Raw genomic sequence first — 20,576 nt, 5'->3', positions numbered from 1 at the left:
TCTGCGGTCAACGCGGTTGGGGCAAGACGTCGCTTGAATCCATCCAGATCAAAACGATTCTAATTTGCGGTCCGTTCGACAGCCATGAACGAGATTGCGAGCCACGCCGTCGTCATGCCGATCCTCACGCGTGCGCTGCCGCAACCTTTCCAATTGTTTAGGATTCTCAAGCGCTCGTGCATGTACGCCCCGAGGACGCCGAGACAATATCTGTCTCCGCAGGGAACCGTTCTGGGTGCCATTGCCTGTCTCCCGAAACACGTAGGTCGGCATGTCGAGATCACGCACCATCCGTTGGGTCTTGTTGGTCGCAGCGATTGCCGGGCTGGGCTATTTGGGCTGGCAGCGATTCCACGGCGAGGAACGCCCGGCGCAGGCTGACGCCGGGAAGCGCGCACCGGCGCGCACCGCAGTCCCCGTCAAGACTGCCCCGGTCGAGAGGGCCGATTTTCCGGTCTATCTGACCGGGCTTGGCACCGTGCAAGGTTTCAATACCGTCGTCGTCCGCACCCGCGTCGACGGCCAGATCAACAGGATCGCGTTTCAGGAAGGCCAGTTCGTCAAGGAAGGCGATACCCTGGCCGAGATCGATCCGCGGCCGTTCCAGGCCGCCCTCGATCAGGCCAAGGCCAAGAAGGCGCAGGACGCCGCCAATCTCGCCAATGCCAGTCTCGACCTGCAGCGCTCTACCAGGCTCGGGGAATTCGCGACCCGGCAACAGACCGATACGCAGCGCTCGACCGTCGCGCAACTGACGGCGCAGGTTGAGGCCGACACGGCGGCGATTTCCAACGCCCAAACCCAGCTTGACTACGCCACCGTCAAGGCACCGATTTCCGGTATCGCCGGGCTGCGCCAGGTCGATGTCGGCAATATCGTCAACGCCGCAACCCAGACCGGCATCGTCACCATTGCCCAGATCGAGCCGATCGCGGTGATCTTTACCGCACCGGAAGACCAGTTGCCGGATATCAGAGCCGCGCTGGCCGCCGGTTCACCCAAAGTGATCGCCCTCTCCACGGACGGCAAGCGCGCGCTGTCCACCGGCACGCTTTCGCTGATCAACAACCAGGTTGACACGTCGAGCGGGACGATCAGGCTCAAGGCGGTATTCGACAACAAGGACCACGCGCTGTGGCCCGGCCAGTCGGTTTCGACGCGGCTGCTCGTTACGACGCTGAAAAACGCCACCGTGATTCCGGATGACGCTGTTCAGCATGGCGCCGATGGTCTCTACGCCTATGCGGTCAACCAGGACAACAAGGCCGAGCTCCGCAAGATCAAGGTGACGCGCTCGATCGACGGCCGCTCGGTGGTCGATGAGGGACTTTCGCTCGTCGAGCAGGTGATCACGGCAGGTCAATTCAAGGTTCAGCCTGGCTCGCTCGTGACCACGGCGGTCGCCAGTTCCGATCCGGCCCAAGCCAAGGTTGCCCAGGAATGAGCGGCGGAATCTCCGCGCCCTTCATTCGCTACCCGATCGGCACCTCGCTGATGATGGCGGGGATCATGTTCATCGGCCTTGTCGCCTACCCGCTGTTGCCCGTCGCCCCCCTGCCGCAAGTCGACTTCCCGACCATCCAGGTCACCGCCAACCTGCCGGGCGGCAGCCCGGAAACCATGGCCTCGTCGGTGGCGCAGCCGCTTGAGCGCCAGTTCGCGCAGATTCCGGGCGTCGCGCAGATGACGTCAACGAGCTATCTCGGCACGACCGCAGTCAACATCCAGTTCGATCTCAACCGCTCGATCGACGCGGCCGCCAACGACGTGCAGGCCGCGATCAATGCGGCCAGCGGCCAGTTGCCGAAAAACCTCCCCTCGCCCCCGATCTATCGCAAGGTCAACCCGGCGGATTCGCCGATCCTGATCATGGCGGCGACTTCGGACACACTGCCGCTCGCGACCGTCAGCGACTCCGTGGACGCCCAGCTCGCGCAGCAGATCAGCCAGATCTCAGGCGTCGCCCAGGTCATCATCGGCGGCCAGCAGAAGCCGGCGATCCGCATTCAGATCGACCCGGCGAAACTCGTCGCCAAGGGCCTGTCACTGGAGGACGTGCGCAGCCAGATCGCGATCACGACCGTTGACAGCCCCAAGGGCAATATCGACGGCGAGCGGCGTGCTTACACCATTTACGCCAATGATCAGCTAACGGATTCCAAGGACTGGAACGACGTCATTATCGCCTATCGCAATGGCGGTCCGTTGCGGATCCGCGATATCGGCCAGGCCGTCACCGGCCCGGAGGACGCCAAGCAGGCGGCCTGGGCCAACGGCAAGCGCGGCGTATTCCTGGTGATATTCAAGCAGCCCGGCGCCAACGTCATCGAGACCGTCGACCAGATCAAGGGGACGCTGCCCCGGCTGCTCGCTGCGCTCCCACCGGCTATCAAGGTCGAGGTGATGAGTGATCGCACCACGACGATCCGTGCCGCGGTCGAGGACGTCCAATTCACCATGCTGCTCACGATCGCGCTGGTCGTGATGGTGATCTTCATCTTCCTGCGCAATTTCTGGGCGACGGTAATCCCGGCGGTGACGGTGCCGTTGGCGCTGCTCGGCGCCTGCGCGCTGATGTGGGTGTGCGGCTATTCGCTCGACAATCTCTCGCTGATGGCGCTCACCATTGCCGTCGGCTTCGTGGTCGACGACGCCATCGTGATGCTGGAAAACATCACGCGGTACATCGAGCAAGGCGAAAAGCCGCTGGCCGCTGCCTTCAAGGGCGCCAGCGAAATCGGCTTCACCATCGTTTCGATCAGCATCTCGCTGGTCGCGGTGCTGATCCCGCTATTGCTGATGGGCGGCATCATCGGCCGGCTGTTCCGCGAATTCGCAGTTGTCCTCGCAATGACCATCCTCGTGTCGATGTTCGTGTCGCTGACGCTGACGCCGATGATGGCCTCGCGCTTCCTGCGCGCGCATGGCGAGGTCAGGCACGGCCGGGCGTATCAATGGAGCGAGCGCGGCTTCGACGAAATGCTGCGCGCCTATGAGCGCGGTCTCGACCTCGCGCTGCGCTGGAAGTTGACGACCCTGATGATCTTCTTCGCCACGCTCGGTCTGTCGGTCTATCTGTTCGTGATCATCCCGAAGGGCTTCTTCCCGCAGCAGGACAATGGCCTGATTACCGCCACGTCGGAAGCCAGCCAGGACATCTCATTCGCCGACATGAAGCGTCGTCAGGAGGAGCTCGGAAGGATCGTGCAGGCCGACCCTGATGTGGCCTCGGTCGCGATGGCGATCGGCGGCACCGGGCGTGCCGGCAATAACGGTAATCTCTACATCACGCTGAAGCCGCGCGACGAGCGCAAGGCATCCGCGCAGCAAATCATCGCGCGCCTGCGTCCGCAGCTTGAGAAGGTCGATGGCGCCCGCCTCTATATGCAGGCGGCGCAGGACGTTCGCCTCGGCGGCCGGCCAACGCGAACCCAGTTCGAATTCACGCTGCAGGACGCCAATTTGGCCGAGCTGAACGAATGGGCGCCAAAAATCCTGGCCAAGATGCAGACGCTGCCGCAGCTTCGCGATGTTGCGACCGACCAGCAGACCAACGGCACCACGCTTGAATTGAAGATCAACCGCGACACCGCTGCGCGCTACGGCATCCAGCCGCAACTGATCGACGACACGCTGTATGACGCGTTCGGCCAGCGCCAGGTGACGCAGTACTTTACGCAGCTCAACACCTACAAGGTGGTGCTCGAAGTATTGCCGGAATTGCAGGGCAGCCTCGACACCCTGAACAAGATCTACCTGAAATCGCCAATCACCGGCGACCAGGTGCCGCTTTCGACCTTTGCCACCTGGACCAGCGTGCCGGTGCGGCCGCTGTCGATCAGCCATCAGGGCCAATTCCCGGCAACCACGATCAGCTTCAATCTCGCACAGGGCGTGGCACTGGGCCAGGCGACCAACGCGATTCAACAAGCGATGGTCGAGCTTGGCGCGCCGACGACACTCAATTCGAGCTTCCAGGGCACGGCGCAGGCGTTTCAGCAATCGCTCGGCACCGTGCCGCTGTTGATCCTCGCAGCGCTCGTGGTGGTGTACCTGATCCTCGGCATTCTCTACGAAAGCTACATCCACCCGCTCACGATTCTATCCACGCTGCCGTCCGCCGGCGTCGGTGCCCTTGCCATCCTGATGCTGTTCGGATTCGATTTCAGCCTGATTGCCCTGATCGGGATCGTGCTTCTGATCGGCATCGTGAAGAAGAACGGCATCATGATGGTCGACTTCGCGATCACGGCCGAACGCGACGAGCAGCTCGAGCCCGAAGCCGCGATCCGGAAGGCGGCGCTATTGCGATTCCGCCCCATCATGATGACGACGATGGCGGCGATGCTCGGCGGGGTGCCGCTGATGCTCGGTACCGGCACCGGATCGGAAATTCGCCAGCCGCTCGGCTATGCCATGGTCGGCGGCCTGCTCGTCAGCCAGGCGCTGACGCTGTTCACGACGCCGGTGGTCTATCTCTATCTCGACCGGCTTTCGAACGCGTTTGCCCGCTGGAGCCGTTCGACCGGTTCGCACCATGATGAGCATCCGGACGCACGCGGCTCGGTCAAGCAAGCGGCCGAATGAACTTGACTTTGCCCGGCAACCGACACATCCGAAGGTAGTTTCCTTCGGAGCCGGTTCAGTGAAAATTTCAATCAAATCAGCGGTTGTTGCCGCAGCGCTATTCGGCATGTGCGGCCATGGCCAAGCCCAGGCGCCCAAGACCAAGAATGCTGCGCCCGCGGCGCAGGCAACGCCAGTTCCCACCGCCGGCCCGGCCGAGGGCGCCAATACGCCCGCGCCTCCCGACTGGGTTGCACGGTGCAGCAGCGCCAGCCGCGGCGCGCCACTGGAATGCGCGATCGAGCAAAGCGCCGTTCTGACCAAGACCGGCCAGTTGATCGTGCTGATCAATATCCGCGTATCGGCCGAAACCCGCGCACCGGTCGGCATCGTGCAATTGCCGCTCGGGCTCAACCTGCCGGCCGGAGCCAAGCTCCAGGTCGACGACGGCATGACGTCCGACCTGCAGGTTCAGACCTGTGAGGCGCGCGGCTGCTACGCCAACGCCCAGATTTCGCCTGACATGCTGGCCGCGTTGAAATCCGGCAAGCAGTTGAAGGTTTCGTTCCAGAATATGGCCAAGGAAACGATTACGATTCCCATGCCGCTGGCGGATTTCGCCGCGGCATATGAGAAGATTAAGTAAGTCCCCTCGTTCGCCGCTTCGCTCCTCGCAATGACGGCACTACTGCCGCGCCATCTCCGCCGCACCTACGCCCTCGCCATCCAGCTTCTGGTCGACATGCATGTCGACGGTCACCTTCAGCAACCGCTCTGAGAATTCGAAGGCGGCAAGCGCCGCCAGCGGCACCCTGCAATTCGTTCGAAAATGCCCCTCCTTCCGCGCTTGCCAAGGCCCGGACCGAACGAGTAGAACGACGCACCAGCGAAAAGCGGCGATTGCAAATCCCCGCTCCAGCCGATTGCCCGGACATCCATGTAAGGCATTGATGTTATTGAGCAATTCTTGGGGAATGGTGTAACGGTAGCACAACGGCTTTCGGGCTAGGCTATTGAAATCTCTCAACTGGTTTTGCAAACCCCCTGCATTTTGATCCGGCTATTTCCGGCCACTTCTGAGACATTTGCAAAACTCTTCTCGTTGTCCTCGGCAGATGCAGTTTGCGCCTATAGGTGCTTTCAAGGCCGCGCCAGAGCTGAACGAAGTCGGGCGCCACCCCGTTTCAGGACGCCGCGTCGCCATCGACCCGCCGACAGGAGCGGTCTTCCGGGACAACATTGGTGGACGCCGCCCGCCATTGGAACTGACGCCGGCCCCGATCGAAGGGTGGTCCGGGCTGCCGAAGCTTGCGGTGACGAGCGCCCCGTAGGCCAATCTCGTGGCCTGCGCGATATCGCTTCCGGCCCTCATGGCCTACCAGATGGCGATGGCCTCGCTGTCCGAAGTGGCAGTGGTCTTTCTCGTTAACGCTTTCGGATCGAGCGCGACGGCCGCTTACGGGGCCGTCAACCAGGTGGTCCGATATCTGCTGCGCCGATGCAGGGTGTCGCGCTTGCCGCCGCGGCGTTTGCAGCGCGGGCGATCGGTGCGCAACGAGCCGACAGTTTCCTACTTCGGTGCAAACAGCTACGCTGCAGAGCGGAGCGAGACTGCGGGCCGTTGGGACAAATCAGAGGAGCGCTACCGCCTTTTCCCACCAGCCGAACCTACGATCAGAAGTCAACTCAGTGACGCAACGCGGATTAGTCACTCGGCTGCTCGATTCTTCCAGTGCGCTGCAAATACGACATGAGCATCTGGCAGATTAGCGCCCACGAAGCGCCGAAGCACCAGCCGGCTAACACATCGCTCGGATAATGAACTCCGAGATATATGCGGCTGACTCCGACCAGCAGGGTCAGGATCGCGGCCGTCGTTATAAGGTGGATGCGAACAGAACGGGAAGTTTGCGTTTGAGCAAGCATCAAGCCGAGCGTCAGATAGCAGACAGCCGAAATCGCTGCGTGCCCACTCGGAAAGCTCGACGTCGAGACCTGAGTGAGTTGGACGACGAGATCGGGACGTGCTCGCGCAAAAGCAAGCTTGAGAAGGGTATTGAGGATAGCGCCGCTCAGGACTGTCGTCAGGACGAACAAACCAGCATGACTTTTGCCTATGGCAAGGAGGAACGTAGTCACGATCGTGACCAGCAGTGCAAGTACCGCGGTACTGCCCAGTGCGGTGATGTCCCGCACCACGTCGAGCAACCATGGCGGCCCGACTGGTCGCGACAGGTCGGATGCATGACGAAAGGCGACCATCAACCAGCGGTCAAACGCGATAGGCTCTCCTTCAGTCACTTCGAGTGCGATGAACGCAAAACCGAACAAAAGAATGGCGACGAACAAGGTCGGAGCCCAAGACTTCAGATGCCTGGCAGCGTTCTGCGATTCGGTAATTCTCATCTTCGTCGCCTCCACCCGACATAAGGCACCAGCTCAAACAGACCCTTCGATCCCGCTTTCAAGCCGAATGCTGAGTGCGGAGGTTTTTCTTAAGGAATGATCAGGGACATTGTTCTAAAGCTCTGCGCCTTAGGATCGACTTTCTTGCAATCCGTTCCACTGATTTTGTGGCCACCATCATCGCTAATCACATGAAGGTGGGTCCTGTCGCCCGGTGCAAAGAAGGTTGCCTCCACGTTCAGCGCCCCGAGATTCATTCCATTTATAATCTCAGGTTCTTGCCCCGGTCGTCCCGACCAAGTGTACGGCGCAAAAGACCCCACCTCATCGTGAGGCCCGGCGACAATAAAATAGAGGCTTCGCTCCGAGTTAAATTCAATACTGCGGATGCCTCGACTGTTGAGCATAATTTCGAGCGGCATTCCGATCTGGGCCTTCTTGCCCATGACCACCTCTTTTGGATTTTCGATCGGTACGACCAGTGCTTTACCGTCAGTGATCGGGTTACGAAATCCTAGCAGAAGGCGACCATCGGGCGCTGCGGCCAGACCTTCGATGTTGAACCCGCCCGAATCCTCAGGAGCGAGGGTGGCCGCAACCGTCAGGTTGTATTTTGCAAGCTGCGGCGCGGCGATCAGATCGGCTCGCAAGTTCGTGTGGGCAGTGCCTACCGGTGTGAGTGTCACCTTACCATCTTGGATCGCTACCGTGGTCGCAAACAGTCGATGCCGGCTTGGACGGTCCTTGCCCTTTCTGCTCTGCCCGTGCGAGGTAATCCAATAGATTTGATCGCCAATGCGTGAGGCGCCTTCGATGTCGGCCTCTGGTTCGTCGGGGTCGGGTTTCAGAAACTGGTCAAGTGAAAATGCCTGCACGACATTCGGCTCGTCGAAGCGATAGACACGCAAGAGGTTGTCTTCATCATTTGCGACAACAAACATCTCCGCAGAAAGCGCGGCCGCAGCCGATGCATCGCAAATACCCGAATATTCGTTGATCGACGCATTCTGCTGACTTGCAGTGGTATTGCAGGACATCGCTAGGACTAATCCTATGATTGCGAGGCGCCTCATAGCCGTTCCTCCCTGGCGCGAAGAAACATGCGGTGCTCCGTTAGCTATCAGCACTGGAAAGCCTACGGATACGATCTTACATCAGAGATGCGGCGATGCGGCCGGTTACAATGCCGCGCGCGTCGGCGAACATTGCGCGATAGTGTGAAAACGATTGAACCTCAGTCCTTCGTTCGCAACGATGACTCCCGATTCCACCACATCAGCCCACAGCGCAAGCTGCAACCGGCGTCAGGCCAGGACAGTCTCGACCACCGTCATGATTCCGATTGCGATGATGGCGAGATCGACTACACCCTGGAGACCGCGATTGGCCCAGGTCAGCCAGCGGGCGGAAACCGCAAGCGGCACGGCAATCACGTCGACATGGCCCCATAGCGATCATCGAGCCGATCCAGAACAGCGCGACATAACTGAGGCCGACCACAGGCTTGGACGCCTGCGATACCGCCAATACCAGTAGCGCCGCCGAACCCGCCATGCAGTGCATCAGCCCGACCAGCAAGGTGCGCCAGCGAAAGCCATGGTCACGCACGTGGGCGGCGCGGTACTCAACTGAAACAGCCAAATTCAACAAAACCTGCTGACGCGAGACTCTGCGACCGCGAAATCCCATCGTCACTTCACTTGAAGGCGGCCTTGTGTTTCTCTTGCTTGAGCATTACATCGATCGCTTCGATGATCAGAATCTGCGGATTTGCTTTGCAATAGACAATCACCTCATGTTCCAGCTCTTTCGTGCGGACTATGTTGAAGTAGTGCTTCTTTGCAAGGCCGTTGTACCAGCCACTATACCAGCTTGTCAGCCTGTCGGCATCGCCTTGCCAGGTTCCTGCAAGGGCCGCACAGGTTAGTACCTGCACGTCAATGTAACCGTTAGCATCCGCGTACGCCGTGAGGTCCGTTTGTGCCTGAACGTCCGAACTTGCTGCAGCGAGAACTGCCGTCGCAGTAGCTAGTGCTTTCAGCATCTTGTCACCCCTGGGCAATCTTTCAGGCGAAGCGAAGGTCCGGTCGAACTGTGACAGAACCGCCAATCCGCGCTATGCACTTTCGGCACAAACCGGGTGGGGAAAAGAACGCCTCATGCGGTTTCGCTAGCTCCCGCCAATCACAGTCAGCCGCCGTACGCCGGACTGTAAAGTGGATCCTCACCCGATGCCGATTTTGCATAGGCTACTTATGATTCCTTTTCTAAGTTCGATGCCGTCGGGACCGGGGTGTCAAAATCATGCCGGCAACAAGCCGTCCGGTTTTGCCAAGCCGTAGCTCCCTGGCTGTCCTATCCGCTATCTTCCTGATGCCATGCCTTTCGCTGTTGGCTGTAGAGCCGCCTAGCAAACCATTCCTCGACAAGAACAGTTTCTATCTGTCCTCCGCGGGCTTCAAAGTGCATTTCGCCAACGATGTCGCCGGCAAGAAGGCGCTGCACGCGCTGCCGCCGCATCGCTTCGTGATTCATAACCTCGGCGGGGGTGACGTCCGGTATCTCTATGCCGAGCCGCAGCATTGTGTATGCATCTTCATCGGCACCAAGGACGCTTATCAAAGCTATCGTGCCATTCTCGCCCAGCCAATACCGCAACCTGATGATGTCTCCGCGGATTACAAGACGCAGGTTAGCGCACTGTTGGAAGGCGATCCCGTCGATATGCTGGGCAACCCGCCTTATGCCGCCGAGTATTTCCGCAATTATTATTAGGCGGGTTGAGATATCACCGAGTGACCGCCTTCCACAAATCGGCCGGATGGATCATATCCCGTAACGCCGACAGATGACCCGAAGTCTGGAAACGCATTCAGCACAGGGACCGGTCCCAGACGGTGCAACCTCGACCTCGATACCAACAGCATATTCGCCCGCACTGCAATAGCTTCCAGAATTGCCAGGCTTCGCGCTCGTCCAGGGCCCCTGCGTGGTGCCAGGGGGCATCGCGGTCACTGGGGTAGCCGTTTGCGCGTGGGCGCCGGCGCCCAGCGCCATGGTGATAGCGGCCAGACCGAAAAATTTCACGAATGGTTTCACGGCGCCCCTCCCATCTCCGCTTGGCTTGGCCCGGCGCGAAGCGAATCTCGTCGTCGCATCACGCACTGTGACTGTGACGTTGGCTAACAAGCCTACCGCCAGGCGGTCCTCCACCCGAGACCGACCCTCAGCCAGTCCTGGTTGTCGACGCTGCCAACTTCTTCGCTCCAGCCGCTTATCATGAAGGCGGGTCGCTCGGTCGCGGCCGATTCCGGTACGGCAGCCTCGGCCGGCAGTATCCGAAGGGCGGGCGCAAAGGCGACAAGGGCCGCGCCGGCGACGAAAACCCGACGATCGACGATCATGCGGCGAATCCTTTCCCGGCTTCCAGTGAGCCTTGCACAAATGACGACAATTGGAACGCGGGTGTATTTCCCCAGCGCTTGGCCGCTTTCACAGAAATTTCGTTGGCGGCGTCGGTCTCGCCTGCTTCGAGGGCGATGCTGTAGGTCTGCTCGAACGCACGAAGCGTCGGGCGATTCCTGAGATTTATCTGAGCGAGCTCTAGTGCACGCAACGGATCGCTTCCGCTGCCGATATAAAATTCGGCGCCATGATCGGCGAATGCCAACAAGTGCTTGTCCAAAAGTGCCTCGAATCTGGATCGCGCTGTTTCCAGATGTGAAGCTGCCTCGTCAGCGCTCCCCTGGGCATGCAGGACGTCTGCCAGCCTCCACGAGACCTCCGGATCGCCGCTGGCGAGCGCCGGCCTGAGCGTCGCCTCCGCTTCATTTGTCCGGCCCGTGGCCAAAAGAATTTCCGCTAGATGAACGCGCGCCCTTACATAACAAGGCAAGCTGACAATTGCCTTGCGATACCAGTGCTCGGCGCGAGCCAATTCTGGTTCAGGTACGAGTTCGCCCCAAAGCATGCCTGATTGAAAAGAGACCCAGGCCACCGGGAACGGCGAAACATCGTTGTATCCTCGCAAGGCTTGCCGATAGATTTCGTCGGCGGCTTTGAATTGGCCTACATCTGCCAACAGCGCACCGAGCGCTACACGCTCTTCAAAACGGCCGGATTTCGCGACGATCGCGCGCCGCTCTTGCAGCACCTCTTCCAGATGCGAGCCGCATGCCTGATCGACACTCAACAAAATGCGCTTGACGTCTGCCGATGGAGCTCCGCCAAGGCTTGCTTGTGCGAGATAGTGCCTTGCATCTGAAAAGCGATGCAGCGTCGAGGCGATTTGCGCCTGAATCACCATGGTGCGCGGCGATGATGCGTCCAACTGGCCGAGTTGTTCGGCGAATGCTTCCATACGATCGAGCGCCGACAGGTCGCTGGCAAATTGCGCAGTCAGTTGCTCGTGCTCGAGGACGGTTTCCGCGGCGCCGGGCTGTCGCGGGTCCTGATAGAACCGGCTCCAGGACCGCAGGCGCGCACTGTTCAGGTTGACGATGGCGATCTCACCATCAGTTGTCTGGAAACACTCGCTATCGAGATCCGCAGATTCGGTCATGGTCACCTCAGAAGCGAGACTTGAGGCTGTCCAGGCCAGCCTTGAACAGCGTCGAGACCATGACTTTCACAAGTATCGTGCCCTGCCCGTTCGGAAGGAATTGGGCGCGCCATTCAACCGAACTGCCCGCACCATTGGGCTTCACCGACAGCATAGCTGTGTAGTTTGCCACCGGCAAACCGGCGACGTTGGCATAGCGATAGAACCGCCCAGCGGGATCGACCGCGTCGAGACGCTCGATGATCTGCTTGCCGTCGACCGTTTCAATCGTGCGCAATTGACCAGGGCCAGTTCCAGTCACGCGAATCTGTGCGATCAGAGGATGCCAATTGGCCACGCCAAACTGGCCTATCAGCTCCCACACCTTGTCAGGCGTTGCGTTGACGTCCACTGTCTCTGCCACCGCCTGCAGGTCCAGATTCGGCGCCGCGAGGTATGGGAAGTTTTTGGTTCCGGGCTTCGTTGCCTTCGTCGTGCCGCCTTCCAGGAATTCGCGGTCGCGGTTCACCATCCAAGTCAGCAAAATATCAATGACATCAGAGTCGACGGTGCGGCCTCCACCGGTCTGATAGGCCTTTCCGTTGAGGGTACTTCTCTCGATTTCCAGATGGCCGGCATCGATGATTGGCTTTGCGACATCAAACAGCAGAAAGTCGTCGACAAACATATTGGCGTTCGCAGCCAATGCCGACGGGACCCAGTCCTGCTTGCCATCGCGCATATCCCATTCGGCTAGGCTGTCCTTCAGACGCTGGAGAAACAACGGACGAAGCTTTTCATCGATCGCGAACGGGGTCTGCTGATTCCAGAGGTCGCGGATATCATCAGAGCCCTTCAGTCCCGCGTTGTTCATGCGGATATTGGTCTGCTCTGGACGGCCAACCCAATCCATGCGTACCGGTTCGTGCCCCACAAATGCGCCGGGCCGCGGAATCGGCGTCGTTTCGGCGATCACCGCGAACAAGGATCCCTTGCCGGGATCAAGCACGCGCTGCGTGTCGAACTCGACGACGATGCTAAGCACGTTATCATTGAACAGCAGGTTTTGAAATTTCCTCAGTCCTGAGGAGAGTATCCACGCCAGGATAAACGGATCGGAGCGCATCCCCGCGTAAACGCGGAAAGTGCCGTCGGGCGTGGACGTTCCCTTCTCGTCGCCGACGAGGAAACGAAGGGTCTGGCCATCGGGGAAAGTGAAAGTTCCGCGCTGGACAAGCTTGCCGTCCGCCGCGCCGCGTTCAAGTCCGCCGAACCGGCAACTGAAGCGCACTTCGGGATCGGCCGTTTCGAATTTGGTCGCATCACCGACACCTGCCACCTTCGCGCGACGAACGACGATCGAATGATTAATCGCGTTTGAGAAAATGGCATCCACCCCACATGTCGGAAAGATGTTTGCGGCGAGCACGGTACGCGATGGATTCTCCGGGCTCGTGAATGCGAATAGATCCGTCAGATCAGCCGAGGGATCACCGATCTGTCTCGGCCCATCGATATGATCCGACATGGCTCTACTCCATTTGTATTTGCACGTCTCGACTACGCTTGTGGCCGAGACGGTCATGGCTTTAACGGAAGGCTCGGCTACTTCTGAGGAAGCTGACCTTCTGGTGGACCGCCAAACGGCGTTACGCGGCCGGGCGTCTCCGGAATGGATTTCAGATATTCGACAAGCGCCCAACGCTGCTCATCCTTCAGCAGCGGGCCGATGACGCCGTTGCCACGCGGGCCTTCCTCGAAGGAATGACCAGCATTCGAGTTCCCGAGCAGAGTGGTATCCATGAGGTAACCGGAGCTTTGCGTGGTATCCAAACCAACTTTGACGGGATCGAATTCCTGTCCACGGTAAAACTTCTTCGTGCGCTCTTTGGCCGGAATCAGCATCTCGTAGAGGTTGGGCACGGACCCGTTGTGCATGAAGGGTGGCGTCGCCCACACTCCGTCTCGCGGAGCCGCTTTGTAGACCAGTTCGGGGATCGGCTGCGGTGGCAACTCCCGATAACCATGGAGATTGGCAGTTTGCTCTTCGGTCAGCTTGAGCTTTTCGATTGCCTTGTTGCGAACGATGCCTTGAAGGATGGCAAGAAAGTCCTTGGTTGGAATAATCGGTTTGTCCCGGAACTCTCCAGGAAGATACTTGGCAAGCGGGCCAGTGAGGGCGAAGGGCCTCAAGACCTCGGGCTGCGTGCGATCGGTGCCCACGTATGTTACGGGCGTGGTTCCGACCAAGATGAATCGCTTGCCGTATTTGTTCGCGTCGGTCCACCGGTAGGGCCAGGCATTGTGACAGCTGGCGCAGTACTCGGTGAACAGGGCCTTGCCTGCCTTCGCTTTGTCGCGGTCGATTTTGCCGAACACGTCCTCCGGCCAGCTTGGGGGCGCCAGGCGTGACAAGAGGTTCTCAACTCGCATAAGTTCGAGGATAGCGCCGTTCGAGTCGAACAGTCCTTCGGCTGGGCTTTTGGATGTCAGGTCGATGGGCAGATACACGCCCTCTGTCTCTCCAAAATTGCGGTGACTTGGATCTTGCTGAAAAGCGGCCCACTGTGTCCACAAACCCTGCGGCGCATTCCAGAGGAAGGGGGTTTGACGGGCGCCGAGCCAGTGGACCAGTTCTCGGGAATTTCTGGCAGCGTCGACGTCACGCGGTCAGCGATCATGGTAAGAGCGTCCATCCTGCCAGGCCCCCAGGGTGAGGTAGTCACCGAGGTTCGAGTGGCATACCGGTGAACCCGTGCAGCGTCAGGCTCCATTCGCTTTCGCAACTTGTCCTTCGCGTCCGCGCTCGTTGCGCCGATCCGCGCCGCCAAACGATCAAACTTGGCTGGGTCATTCAAGGTCGCCTGAAGTGCCTCATCAAGACTTCGGATCATCCCCTGGAGATTGACCGTCGTGGAGGCTCCTCCTTCGATGCGAATCTGCTTGCCCTTGTAGGACAACTGCGCCTCGTGGCAGGCCGCGCATGTCAGGCCGGCATACTCCCCTGCCGGCCAACCCTTCACCGGCTTAGCCACCGTTGTCTTGCTTATCCCGATCGGTATGCCATCCTTGTTATTCCAATTTGCAGCCTGCGGAATCAGACCGTGGGCTCTGCTGTTCGCATCCGAGCGGAATAACTCCTGGCTGCCGGCGACCTCGAGATTCAGGAAGACGTCATACCAAATGATCGCCGAACCCTGCGAGAAATTGTAATACCATTCCCGGTCCTCCTTGGACCATGCCTGGTCGAGCAGGATGACCGAGTCGGCTGACGGCGCCTGTTGCGCGCTTGCGGGCATAAACGCAGATAGCGCCAACAACGACCCAATACCGAGCTTTTGTATTGCCTTCTTCATCGCAGCGCTCCGCATTCTTGGTTGACGCGCAAGAATTCCTTGATCCGGCAGAGATTTGACCCGGGAAAGGGACAACGATCAGGGACTCTCTGAAGTTCGAATACTGAGGCAAATCCTGCAAAGTGACTATGCAGTTTCGGCACCTCGAACCTATCGCCTCGGCGTAAGCTACTCTCAAACCAACGTCACTTGAGCGATGCGTAGTAGGCCGCCAGGTTCTCGATATCCTGGTCGCTGAGCGAAGCCGTCAGCCCGTGCATCACGGAATTGACCCTGCCAGATTTGAAATCCTGTAGAGCCTTGACCAACGCGGCTGCCGGCTTGCCTGCGAGCGCGGGATACGGCCCCATCCCTTGGCCCATATCGCCGTGGCATCCTCCGCATGCGAAGGCTTCGTTCTTCCCCGCCGCCACATTTCCGGCTGCTTGGGTGGCGCCTGCAACCCCGAACGATGCAACGAGGATTATTGCGGTCAACCTGTGGGCCATCTTTGTCACTTCTTTCAAGCTGAACAACATGAATGGATTCAGGACGTCGAATATTGGGGCAAACCCGGCAAGCGGGCTATGCAAGTTCGGCACGTTTAGCGCTGGTCGAGCCCCAAAAGGGGAGCGCGGCCTAGCAGGATCGGACTCCACTTGCGTGGCCGAACTGCATAGAAAGAACGCCACCAACTTTTTTGCAGCAAACTTGCTTCCGCAAATTACTGACGACTTGCAGGCCTATCTCACTGGTGAGGGCGGGCGCATTAGCACAGTATAATCGATAACTACCTGCAATTCGGGCTGGGTATTGCGCACGTTGCCTTGTTGCCAGACGTTCGCGTATTGCGCTCTTAGACGAAACCCTTTCAGCGGGCCTTCCGTAGGGCGGTATTGTATCCAGACATCCAGCTCATTCTGATCAGGTATCCCCAAGCCAGTGCTCGTGTTGATGGCGTCCCACCCATGCATGTACCACGCTCCGATGCTAAGTCCGGAAAGTCCAACCGTGCCGAGATCGTAGGCGATGCTGCCCCCAACGGCCTTCTGATTGGCGTTGTCGAACGTCAATTGAAGCATGGAGGCATAGTTGGGATTGCCACCGAATAGCGAAATCGTATTGGAGCCTGGGCCGTTCATCGAACCGACGACGAACAAAGTCCATCCGGAATAGAGCATCTGCACCTTTGCAGATGCCTGATAGGTCTGGAAGGGTGTCCCGGTGAGCAGGTTGGCGCCGACGCTCCGCTGGTTCGTGACGTTGGCACCGACGATCCAATTTGGAGCTCCAATCGGCTGCCTGAAGTCGTACTCCAACTGGGCGAAGGCCGTGTTGATAAAGTCCTGGACGTTGTAGTCCATCGCAACCAGCGAGAGCCCGGCAACCGGCTGATATTTGAGCATCCCGAAGGGCGCGCCTCGGTTGACGACACCATTGCTTCCATTGCTCGCCAACGCGTCCGACATGGGAATGAAGTCGTTTGAGTCTCTCTGCTTCATGTTCCAGAGATACCCGACCGCGTAGTCGTAGTTCCGATCCCGGTCCGGCAGCGAGACCAGAGTGGCTGCCTCAAACGTGTTTGGCAGCATTCGGTTGTCTTGCGGATTGATGAGAGGTGTGTCCACCAATTGACGCCCGCCGCGAATTTCCTGATCGCCAATTTGCACACGGCCGTAAATCTGCCCAAGCACACCAATCGAATTTTGCGGTGGGGCCAGCAGCACCGTGCCGCCCTGATCCAGCGGAGCGAAAATCGGTTGTGAGGTATAAAAGGCTGCCTGCACCCCAAACATGTCGGCGATAAGCCCCGACCGAAAGGCCAGCCAGCCCCCGCCTGCCCAGGCTTGCGATTTCGATCCATCAAGATTTTCGCGCGTCAAATAAAACGTCCGCGCTACAAACTGCAGCAAGGATTCGCTAAAGAATTTCGGAGTGTCGGCTGAATATCGAGGCCAAAAGACCTCATTCATGTATGGCTGGGGCGGGATTTTTTCTACAGTCCAGAAATAGCGATCCTGATCTGCAACCTCCTTGCGCAGATCCGGCAGGAGTTGCTGAAACTGAGATTGAGCCTGAGACCGCGTGACTACGCCGACTGATCCGATTCCAATCCAGCCTGCAGCAAGAAGCCCTATGGAAATCTGACCTCGACGATCTCGCTTCGACCTGACTGACCGCATAGCAGCGCAGCCCCTGGATAGCTGTCGGAGTAATTCAACCTCGTTAGGCTCGTCGGATCATCGGTGGATGATACAGGAAAACTGGTTCCAGGTCATCGCCGGAAACTCGCGCGAGAACCAGTTGGCAGCTGTAGAAACCTGCGATTTGCCTGCGGGCAGACCCGATACCTCGGTAGTTCATCTCTTTCGCCATTGCTCCCAGGCTGCGCCTGCGGAGCGAATCGCCCGAATAACCGGGACTTAGACCGCGGCAAATCTACTTACTGGGGCAAAAGTGACTATGCAATTTCGGTACGATGGCAGCAGCGCCTGCAATCAAAAGCCAGGAATCTCGCGGCAAGTACCCGATCCGCCTCATCCAATCGGGATCCGTAATCGGCATCACGACCCCAACAACCCACCGCCGGGCCCGATCCGCAGCCAATGAAAGTGGCGATACCCTTCAGAGACGGCCGAAATTGCATAGCGGTTGCGGAAGTATTCAACCAATCTGCGAATAACCAGGAAGGCCGGAGATGCGCGATAGTTGAACCAGCGCGTATTACAAGGTGCCTCATTTTCGGTTGAGTGCACGATGACCACAACAATCAAGTTGACCGTCAATGGCAAGGCCGTCGTCCTGAAGGCTGATGATCCCAGCATGCCCCTGCTGTACGCACTGCGCGACCAGCTCGGCTTGCACGGCATGCACTTCGGTTGCGGGCTCGCACAGTGCGGTGCCTGCACGGTGCACTATTACGGCGAAGCGCTGCGAAGCTGCGTGATGCCCGTCTCGGCGGTGGCCGACGCCGAAATCGTAACCCTGGAAGGCCTCGGTACGGCCGAGAAGCCACATCCAGTGCAGCAAGCATTCATCGACGAGCAAGCCGCTCAGTGCGGCTACTGCATCAACGGCATGATTATGCAGGCGGCCGCGTTCCTCGCAACAACAAAACGGCCGACTGAAGACCAGATCCGACAAGCTCTTGCGGGAAACCTGTGCAAATGCGGTACCCATGTCCGTATCCTGCGCGCCGTGATGCGGGCCGCCGAGAAGATGGCGTGACGGCGCATACTGCTACTCCGCTGCTTTCGCGCCGCGCCCTTTTGAGGCGCGGAGGCGCGCTTGTGGTTACGTTTGCCATAGCCTCCCATGCGATCGATGCTGATGCTGCGACGCGACCGAATGCTGCGACGCGACCGAACGACAAGAGCGTGTCGCCTGATGAAGTCGGCGGCTTCATCTCGATCGACGCAAACGGCACGGTCACGATTTACTCGGGAAAGGTGGAGCTCGGGACCGGCGCTGTCACGGCGATCGCTCAGATCGCCGCCGAAGAACTCTCGGTGTCACTCGATCGCGTAACAATGATCCAGGGCGATACCCATCTGACACCCAACCAGGGACCGACATACGCCAGCTTGACGATACAGGACGGCGGCATGCAGATCCGGCGAGCGGCGGCCACCGCCCGCGAAGCCTTGCTCCAACAGGCTGCCGGCAATCTAAACGTGGCGAAGGACGCTTTAACGGTCCGGGATGGAGTGATCACGTCGCGGACGGATGGCAAGACGCTTTCGTATACGCAACTGATCGGCGAGCAAAAGCTTGCCATGAAGATCGATCCCGCTGCGCCACTGAAGGACCCAAAGGACTACACGATCGTGGGCACTCCCGTGCCTCGTCGCGACATCCCGGCCAAGATCTTCGGGACCTTCAACTTCGTCCAAGACCACAAGCTGCCCGGCATGCTGCATGCGCGTGTCGTTCACCCCGCCGCCGTCGGCGCAACACTCGAACGATGGAACGACGATGCCTGCAAGAAAATCCCCGGTTATGTTCGCGCAGTCCGCAAGGGTAATTTTCTCGCAGTAGTGGCCACCAACGAATGGGCCGCAATCAGGGCATCGACCGCGATTGTCGCGACATGGTCCGCCTGGGCCGGCTTGCCCGAAGAATCCAAGCTCTTTGACTGGGTACGCAACTCGAAAATCGACCGTACCGAAGTGTTGCAGAGCGCCGGCAATGCCGGCGAGCCGCGAAAGCCGGGCGGCCAAACGCTGCAGGCCACCTATGACATGACGATGAACACGCATGGATCGATCGGCCCATCGTGCGCGGTTGCCGACTTCAAGGACGGCTTTCTCACGGTCTGGACCCCCACGCAGGCGTGCCATTTGTTGCGTCCGCAACTCGCGACCATGCTTCAGCTGCCCCCGGAGCGCATCCGCTGCATTTTTATCGAGGGAGCTGGCTGCTATGGCCGGAATGGCTCCGATGACTGCTCTTCCGAAGCAGCGTTGATCGCAACGATTATTGGCCGTCCGGTACGGCTGCAATGGATGCGCGCCGACGAGCACGGTTGGGATCCGAAATGCCCCCCTGTCTTGCTCGACTACAGCGCCGACGTAGACAGCGAAGGCCAGATCACCCGATGGGAAGCCGACATATTCCTGAACGAACAACCGATGCAACGTTCTGGCGCGACGCTACTCGCGGCGACGCTCGCAAAGCTCCCGAAGTTCGGCTCAGGCCGTGGGTTCTACAATGCTGGGCTGGGAATCCCATATAATTTTGCCAACAGCAAGTTGACCGCGTACTGGCTCGCTAACGAACCGCTACCTGCAGCGTGGATACGCGCACCGGGCCGCTTGCAAAATACCTTCGCCAACGAGAGCTTCCTTGACGAGATCGCCGCCGCTACGGCGAGCGATCCCTTTGAGATCTGAACGCGTCATCTGACCGATCAGCGCGGCCTTGAACTGCTCGAGCGTTTGCGAAAGCTCGCGAAGTGGGAGCCCCGCGGCGCGCGTCCGCGCGATGCCGGCTCGCTCGCGCGTGGACGCGGTGTTTCCTACGTGAAGTATGAGCTGGTGCGGACCTATGTCGCGAACGTCGCCGACGTCACGGTCAATCGCGCCACGGGCGCGATCAAGGTCGATCGCGTATTTGCTGTGCACGACTGCGGCCAGATCATCAACCCCGATGGGCTACGCAATCAGATCGAGGGGAATATCGTACAGACGGTCAGCCGCACAATGATCGAGAAACTGACATTCAGCCGAAGCGCCGTCACCAGTCTCAATTGGGGAAGTTACCCGATCCTGACCTTCCCCAATGTACCCGATGTCGTTATCGAGTTGATCGACCGGCCGAACGAAGTCCCCTGGGGCGCAGGTGAACCCACAACGGCCGTTGTGCCCTCGGCCATCGCGAATGCGGTTTTCGACGCGACAGGCGCGCGGCTGCGCTCGATTCCGTTCAGACCCGCCCAGGTGCTGGCAGCATTGAAACTCGCAAAGCAGCCCGGATAGCCGGAGGCAGTCCATGCCGACATCAGAGAACCGAATTGAAGACCACGTCTCGGCAGCCTTTAGCCGCGAGAACGTGGCGTTCCACGGTAGCGAGGACGAACTCCTGGCGTTAGCGGCGAAGGGGCCTCGCGGCGCCGCTCTAGTTGCGGGACTCTCGGTGGCGGCGCTGCTCGCTATCTGGATTGCCTTCTATTTCTTCATTTTTGTGCCGCGAGGCCAGGTTGGATGAGTACCCTCCCTCATGATGTCATC

General features: G+C 59.4%; 17 protein-coding genes and 2 pseudogenes. 8 read left to right on the top strand and 11 right to left on the bottom strand.

Annotation, left to right across the window (positions count from 1 at the left end; all coding sequences use genetic code 11):
• Nucleotides 1-271 precede the first annotated feature (271 nt).
• From ACFXS9_RS09210 to ACFXS9_RS09200, 3 genes are read left to right on the top strand one after another with little or no spacing between them, the layout of a single operon-like run.
• Nucleotides 272-1,444, top strand: a complete 1,173-nt coding sequence (locus ACFXS9_RS09210) for an efflux RND transporter periplasmic adaptor subunit (RefSeq protein ID WP_392687787.1) — start codon at nucleotides 272-274, stop codon at nucleotides 1,442-1,444.
• On the top strand, nucleotides 1,441-4,587 hold the full coding sequence (locus ACFXS9_RS09205) for a multidrug efflux RND transporter permease subunit (protein WP_392687779.1): 3,147 nt from the start codon (nucleotides 1,441-1,443) through the stop codon (nucleotides 4,585-4,587). Before ACFXS9_RS09210 ends, ACFXS9_RS09205 begins: the two co-directional genes overlap by 4 nt.
• Before the next feature lie 58 nt (nucleotides 4,588-4,645).
• Nucleotides 4,646-5,212, top strand: coding sequence for an invasion associated locus B family protein (locus ACFXS9_RS09200; RefSeq protein ID WP_392687776.1), 567 nt, complete (start codon nucleotides 4,646-4,648; stop codon nucleotides 5,210-5,212).
• A 39-nt stretch (nucleotides 5,213-5,251) separates the two neighbouring features.
• Here ACFXS9_RS09200 and ACFXS9_RS09195 read toward each other — a convergent pair whose 3' ends face one another.
• The 5 genes and pseudogenes from ACFXS9_RS09195 to ACFXS9_RS09175 form a co-directional block, all read right to left on the bottom strand.
• Entirely contained in the window at nucleotides 5,252-5,377 is a 126-nt protein-coding gene (locus tag ACFXS9_RS09195; protein ID WP_392687773.1) for a hypothetical protein, read from the bottom strand.
• Between the two features lie 893 nt (nucleotides 5,378-6,270).
• Nucleotides 6,271-6,972 (bottom strand): phosphatase PAP2 family protein, encoded by a 702-nt coding sequence (locus ACFXS9_RS09190; RefSeq protein ID WP_392687770.1) that lies wholly within the window; start codon nucleotides 6,970-6,972, stop codon nucleotides 6,271-6,273.
• An 89-nt stretch (nucleotides 6,973-7,061) separates the two neighbouring features.
• Complete coding sequence (locus ACFXS9_RS09185) at nucleotides 7,062-8,045, bottom strand: DUF3616 domain-containing protein (RefSeq protein ID WP_392687767.1); 984 nt, start codon at nucleotides 8,043-8,045, stop codon at nucleotides 7,062-7,064.
• 231 nt (nucleotides 8,046-8,276) lie between these two features.
• Nucleotides 8,277-8,589, bottom strand: a pseudogene (locus ACFXS9_RS09180) (urease accessory protein); the annotation flags it as partial.
• 79 nt (nucleotides 8,590-8,668) lie between these two features.
• Nucleotides 8,669-9,016: an HdeA/HdeB family chaperone gene (locus tag ACFXS9_RS09175; RefSeq protein ID WP_392687764.1), complete on the bottom strand. Its 348-nt coding sequence runs from the start codon at nucleotides 9,014-9,016 to the stop codon at nucleotides 8,669-8,671.
• A 260-nt stretch (nucleotides 9,017-9,276) separates the two neighbouring features.
• Here ACFXS9_RS09175 and ACFXS9_RS09170 point away from each other — a divergent pair, with 260 nt between their 5' ends.
• Nucleotides 9,277-9,747, top strand: coding sequence for a hypothetical protein (locus tag ACFXS9_RS09170; protein ID WP_392687761.1), 471 nt, complete (start codon nucleotides 9,277-9,279; stop codon nucleotides 9,745-9,747).
• Between the two features lie 416 nt (nucleotides 9,748-10,163).
• Here the strand turns inward: ACFXS9_RS09170 and ACFXS9_RS09165 are convergent, their stop codons facing one another.
• From ACFXS9_RS09165 to ACFXS9_RS09140, 6 genes and pseudogenes are all read right to left on the bottom strand, one after another.
• A complete protein-coding gene (locus ACFXS9_RS09165; RefSeq protein WP_392687758.1) occupies nucleotides 10,164-10,376 on the bottom strand; it encodes a hypothetical protein in 213 nt (70 codons plus the stop codon).
• The gene (locus ACFXS9_RS09160; RefSeq protein ID WP_392687755.1) at nucleotides 10,373-11,533 is read right to left on the bottom strand and encodes a hypothetical protein; all 1,161 of its coding nucleotides are present in this window, start codon (nucleotides 11,531-11,533) and stop codon (nucleotides 10,373-10,375) included. Before ACFXS9_RS09160 ends, ACFXS9_RS09165 begins: the two co-directional genes overlap by 4 nt.
• A 7-nt stretch (nucleotides 11,534-11,540) precedes the next feature.
• Nucleotides 11,541-13,040, bottom strand: a complete 1,500-nt coding sequence (locus ACFXS9_RS09155) for a DUF4331 family protein (protein ID WP_392687752.1) — start codon at nucleotides 13,038-13,040, stop codon at nucleotides 11,541-11,543.
• Between the two features lie 77 nt (nucleotides 13,041-13,117).
• Nucleotides 13,118-14,811 (bottom strand): annotated as a pseudogene (locus tag ACFXS9_RS09150) (di-heme-cytochrome C peroxidase).
• A 242-nt stretch (nucleotides 14,812-15,053) separates the two neighbouring features.
• On the bottom strand, nucleotides 15,054-15,386 hold the full coding sequence (locus tag ACFXS9_RS09145) for a c-type cytochrome (RefSeq protein ID WP_392687749.1): 333 nt from the start codon (nucleotides 15,384-15,386) through the stop codon (nucleotides 15,054-15,056).
• A 204-nt stretch (nucleotides 15,387-15,590) separates the two neighbouring features.
• On the bottom strand, nucleotides 15,591-17,030 hold the full coding sequence (locus ACFXS9_RS09140) for an OprD family outer membrane porin (RefSeq protein ID WP_392687746.1): 1,440 nt from the start codon (nucleotides 17,028-17,030) through the stop codon (nucleotides 15,591-15,593).
• Between the two features lie 574 nt (nucleotides 17,031-17,604).
• Here ACFXS9_RS09140 and ACFXS9_RS09135 point away from each other — a divergent pair.
• Genes ACFXS9_RS09135 through ACFXS9_RS09120 form a run of 4 tightly spaced genes read left to right on the top strand, consistent with a single transcriptional unit; the run spans nucleotide 17,605 to nucleotide 20,553 of the window.
• On the top strand, nucleotides 17,605-18,075 hold the full coding sequence (locus tag ACFXS9_RS09135) for a (2Fe-2S)-binding protein (protein ID WP_392699691.1): 471 nt from the start codon (nucleotides 17,605-17,607) through the stop codon (nucleotides 18,073-18,075).
• Nucleotides 18,015-19,739, top strand: a complete 1,725-nt coding sequence (locus tag ACFXS9_RS09130; RefSeq protein ID WP_392687743.1) for a molybdopterin cofactor-binding domain-containing protein — start codon at nucleotides 18,015-18,017, stop codon at nucleotides 19,737-19,739. The genes ACFXS9_RS09135 and ACFXS9_RS09130 overlap by 61 nt, the downstream gene beginning before the upstream one ends.
• 45 nt (nucleotides 19,740-19,784) lie before the next feature.
• A complete protein-coding gene (locus tag ACFXS9_RS09125) occupies nucleotides 19,785-20,324 on the top strand; it encodes a molybdopterin cofactor-binding domain-containing protein (protein ID WP_392687740.1) in 540 nt (179 codons plus the stop codon).
• Nucleotides 20,325-20,337: 13 nt separating this feature from the next.
• Nucleotides 20,338-20,553, top strand: coding sequence for a hypothetical protein (locus ACFXS9_RS09120; protein ID WP_392687737.1), 216 nt, complete (start codon nucleotides 20,338-20,340; stop codon nucleotides 20,551-20,553).
• Nucleotides 20,554-20,576 lie beyond the last annotated feature (23 nt).

This window comes from Bradyrhizobium sp. RDI18 (assembly GCF_043203335.1).
Classification (GTDB): Bacteria; Pseudomonadota; Alphaproteobacteria; order Rhizobiales; family Xanthobacteraceae; genus Bradyrhizobium; species Bradyrhizobium retamae.
Note: the sequence above shows the minus strand (reverse complement) of the source record. Positions and strands in the feature narration are given on the sequence as shown.

Bases quoted from the DNA above. Each gene is read 5' to 3' on its own strand.
- ACFXS9_RS09145 (WP_392687749.1), bottom strand. From the start codon at position 15,386: ATGTTGTTCAGCTTGAAAGAAGTGACAAAGATGGCCCACAGGTTGACC.
- ACFXS9_RS09160 (WP_392687755.1), bottom strand. From the start codon at position 11,533: ATGACCGAATCTGCGGATCTCGATAGCGAGTGTTTCCAGACAACTGAT.
- ACFXS9_RS09135 (WP_392699691.1), top strand. From the start codon at position 17,605: ATGACCACAACAATCAAGTTGACCGTCAATGGCAAGGCCGTCGTCCTG.
- ACFXS9_RS09210 (WP_392687787.1), top strand. From the start codon at position 272: ATGTCGAGATCACGCACCATCCGTTGGGTCTTGTTGGTCGCAGCGATT.
- ACFXS9_RS09120 (WP_392687737.1), top strand. From the start codon at position 20,338: ATGCCGACATCAGAGAACCGAATTGAAGACCACGTCTCGGCAGCCTTT.
- ACFXS9_RS09130 (WP_392687743.1), top strand. From the start codon at position 18,015: ATGCGGTACCCATGTCCGTATCCTGCGCGCCGTGATGCGGGCCGCCGA.
- ACFXS9_RS09140 (WP_392687746.1), bottom strand. From the start codon at position 17,030: ATGCGGTCAGTCAGGTCGAAGCGAGATCGTCGAGGTCAGATTTCCATA.
- ACFXS9_RS09165 (WP_392687758.1), bottom strand. From the start codon at position 10,376: ATGATCGTCGATCGTCGGGTTTTCGTCGCCGGCGCGGCCCTTGTCGCC.
- ACFXS9_RS09155 (WP_392687752.1), bottom strand. From the start codon at position 13,040: ATGTCGGATCATATCGATGGGCCGAGACAGATCGGTGATCCCTCGGCT.
- ACFXS9_RS09205 (WP_392687779.1), top strand. From the start codon at position 1,441: ATGAGCGGCGGAATCTCCGCGCCCTTCATTCGCTACCCGATCGGCACC.
- ACFXS9_RS09175 (WP_392687764.1), bottom strand. From the start codon at position 9,016: ATGCTGAAAGCACTAGCTACTGCGACGGCAGTTCTCGCTGCAGCAAGT.
- ACFXS9_RS09190 (WP_392687770.1), bottom strand. From the start codon at position 6,972: ATGAGAATTACCGAATCGCAGAACGCTGCCAGGCATCTGAAGTCTTGG.
- ACFXS9_RS09185 (WP_392687767.1), bottom strand. From the start codon at position 8,045: ATGAGGCGCCTCGCAATCATAGGATTAGTCCTAGCGATGTCCTGCAAT.
- ACFXS9_RS09170 (WP_392687761.1), top strand. From the start codon at position 9,277: ATGCCGGCAACAAGCCGTCCGGTTTTGCCAAGCCGTAGCTCCCTGGCT.